4 protein-coding genes and 1 tRNA gene are annotated in these 3,244 nt (G+C 32.0%); 2 read left to right on the top strand and 3 right to left on the bottom strand.

All coding sequences use genetic code 11. The annotated features are described in order from the left end of the window. Positions 1-163 precede the first annotated feature (163 nt). Positions 164-925 carry an SDR family NAD(P)-dependent oxidoreductase gene (locus Q5O44_RS00580; protein WP_022166439.1) on the top strand — a complete coding sequence of 254 codons (762 nt, stop codon included), beginning with the start codon at positions 164-166 and terminating at the stop codon, positions 923-925. A 122-nt stretch (positions 926-1,047) separates the two neighbouring features. Here Q5O44_RS00580 and Q5O44_RS00585 read toward each other — a convergent pair whose 3' ends face one another. The 3 genes from Q5O44_RS00585 to asnA are packed head-to-tail and all read right to left on the bottom strand — an operon-like array spanning position 1,048 to position 2,883. Further along, positions 1,048-1,593: a 4Fe-4S dicluster domain-containing protein gene (locus tag Q5O44_RS00585; RefSeq protein WP_022166440.1), complete on the bottom strand. Its 546-nt coding sequence runs from the start codon at positions 1,591-1,593 to the stop codon at positions 1,048-1,050. 54 nt (positions 1,594-1,647) lie between these two features. Then, entirely contained in the window at positions 1,648-1,836 is a 189-nt protein-coding gene (locus Q5O44_RS00590) for a hypothetical protein (RefSeq protein WP_022166441.1), read from the bottom strand. A 30-nt stretch (positions 1,837-1,866) separates the two neighbouring features. Next, positions 1,867-2,883 (bottom strand): aspartate--ammonia ligase, encoded by a 1,017-nt coding sequence (asnA, locus tag Q5O44_RS00595; protein ID WP_022166442.1) that lies wholly within the window; start codon positions 2,881-2,883, stop codon positions 1,867-1,869. Positions 2,884-3,166: 283 nt separating this feature from the next. Between asnA and Q5O44_RS00600 the strand changes: the two genes are divergently transcribed. Then, positions 3,167-3,241: transfer RNA gene (locus Q5O44_RS00600), tRNA-Glu, on the top strand. Positions 3,242-3,244: the final 3 nt, after the last annotated feature.

Raw genomic sequence — 3,244 nt, forward strand, 5'->3', positions numbered from 1 at the left:
TCAGCAGGTTGTAGGTTCGATTCCTATTGCCAGCTCCATTAAACTCTAGTAATACTAGAGTTTTTTTGTTATATAAAAAAACAATAAAAGAATTCAATATAATTACATATATTCCTTTAAATGGTATAATATTTTTTGAATAAAAGATTTGGAGGAGTATAGTATGAGATTAGATGGTAAAGTAGCTATTATTACAGGTGGTAATTCTGGAATAGGGAAAGCTACAGCTTTATTATTTGCAAAAGAGGGAGCAAAGGTAGTAATTACAGCAAGGAGAGAAAAACAGCTACAAAAGGTATCAGAAGAAATTTTAACTATGGGAGGAAATGTACTAGCTGTTGCAAGTGATATTTCTAATCCAGCTGAGTGTACTAAAGTGGTGAATGAGACACTTGAGAAATTTGGTAAGCTTGATATATTAGTAAATAATGCTGGAATTTTAGATCATGGAACAGCAGCAATTGATTCTGTAAAAGATGAAGATATAAATGCTGTTATTGATATAAATGCCAAAGGAACTATTTACTTCACTAGAGAGGTAGCCAAGGTGATGGCAGAGCAAAAAAGTGGAGCTATAGTTAATACAGCTTCTGTGGCAGGTGTTGTAGGAAATGGGGGAGCAGCTTATGTAGCTAGTAAAGGAGCTGTTATTGCCTTGACAAAAAATGTGGCTTTAAGAATGGCTTCTATAGGAGTTAGATGTAATGCTGTGTGTCCAGGTACTGTAAATACACCTATGACATCATCTGATAACTTGAAAAATTTAGATATGAATATGCTTGGTGCAATAATGGCTCATATGGATAAGAATGTACCAATATGCCAGCCAGAAGATGTAGCAAATACTATATTGTTTTTAGCTAGTGATGAAGCTAAAGCTATTACAGGACAAATTATTGTTACTGATTTTGGTGCTACTTTATAAATTAAGAAGTGTAAAAAATAAATATATTTAAGGAAATACCTTATAAAAATATAAAGTATTACGTATTATAAGTTCCATGATTTAAAAGAATGTTATGGAGGAAAATAATACGTAATACTTTTTTATTTTTCTGCAATTGCTGTCATTGGGCATGCTAAAGTGCATTTTCCGCAACCTACACATTTGCTTTCATCAATTATTGGAATGTAATTAGTTGTATTCATTGGAACTAAAAGTCCAAATTTTCTAGCAGCCATAAAAGCTTCGCAATGGCATTTGCAGCAATTACATATAAAGCTAGGTTTGTTTTGTACATTTTCACCGCATTGTACAAGGTTATGGTCTATAGACATATTTATTATGTCTAAAGCTTCTGAAGAATCAATTTCCCTAGCGTGATTATGCTCTATGAGACTATAAGCTACATTATCAAAGCTAAGGCATGTTTCCAGTGGTGCATAACAATCATCTCCTAAATGATGAGCCTTATGTCTGCAATAACAAGTGCTAACACTTATATGTTTAGCTTCTTTTAAAATATGGCTTGTTTTTTCATAATCAAGAATATCGATACTATTTTCTGTGTTTAAGGCTCTTTCTTGTACAAAGGCGCGGCCCATTTTTGTTTCTGTTCCCCAAAAAACTTCATGAACAAAATCGTCTTCCACACTTAAGTGTTGATGTAAGAGCTCGCTTAATACTTATTCAGCTTTGCTTTTTTTTCAAAGTTTACTTGTGGTTTTTATATTAAATTCTCTAAAGGGAAGCAGGGAAATTAAGGCTGCTTCTTCTTCAGTGAACATTAAAGAAAGAATCATATATAGTGTTTCTGAAGGTGGTGTTCCTTGTGGAAATTTATTTAAACGTTCCTCTAAACTTTTATATGATTCTTTACCAATCATATGTGACATAATTTATATCTCTTTAGTAATGTAAAAATATTATAATATTTCAATGTTATTTTCTTTACATTTCTTTAATGTATTTTCATCCCAAATGGAAGCTTGCACTTCACCTATGTGAGCTTTTTGTAAAAAGAACATGCATATTCTTGATTGGCCTATACCACCACCAATGGTTTGAGGAAGTTCTTCGTTTAATAATAGTTGATGGAAAGGCAGATTTTTTCGTTCTTGGCAGTTAGCTTTTATAAGTTGTGACTCAAGAGTTTTTTTGTCAACTCTTATACCCATTGAAGATAATTCCAAAGCCTTATCAAATAGTGGGTAATAAAATAATATATCGCCATTTAAGGACCAATCATCATAATCAGGACTTCTGCCATCGTGTTTTTTACCGGATTTTAAGGTATCACCTATACCCATTAAGAATACAGCTTTTCTTTCACGACAGATAGCATCTTCGCGCTCTTTTTCCGATAAATTAGGATACATATCTTCTAGTTCTTGTGTAGTTATAAATGAAATTTCATCTGGAAGATATTTCTTTAAATTTGGATATAATGAATTTATATAGTTTTCAGTGGCTTTGAAAACAGAATATAGTTGTTTAACTGTATCTTTTAAAGTGGTAATATTGCGGGCATCTTTACTAATAACTTTTTCCCAATCCCATTGATCAACATATATTGAATGAAGATTATCCAAGTCTTCATCTCGTCTAATGGCGTTCATATCGGTGTAAAGACCTTCGTCTATGTTAAATCCATATCTATGAAGTGCAAGCCTCTTCCATTTAGCAAGGGAATGAACTATTTCTATATTGCTTCCATCCATAGCTTTCACATCGAAAGATACAGGCCTTTCTGTACCATTTAAGTTATCATTTAATCCTGAAGCAGTATCAAGGAAAAGTGGTGCTGAAACTCTTGTAAGATTTAATGTTTTAGATAAATTTTCTTCAAAAAAATCCTTTACTTTCTTAATGGCAATTTCAGTTTCTTTAAGAGATAGCTTAGAAGAGTAGTTCTTAGGTATCCATACTGTTGATTTTTCCATATAATAACCCCCGTTAATTGAATTCTTTTATTAATATTACAATAAATGAAATGAAATGTAAATAAAGGCCGAATGAAATTTTTAAAATGAAATTACAATGTGATTATTATTGGGTTGAAATGTATAAAATATTATTTAAAAAAATACTTAAAACTTATGTTGGCTAAGCTGTATGGTAGAAAAAGAAGAAAAATAAAAAAAGTTTAAAAAATATGTTGACATATGTAGAATAATAATGTAATATATTAAGAGTAGCGTGGCAGTGCTACAGCAAATGTGACTTGGCCCCTTGGTCAAGCGGTTAAGACACCACCCTTTCACGGTGGTAACAGGGGTTCGATTCCCCTAGGGGTCACCATTT

The sequence above is a fragment of the Clostridium sp. CAG:221 genome (assembly GCA_000435835.1).
GTDB lineage: Bacteria > Bacillota > Clostridia > Clostridiales > Clostridiaceae > Clostridium.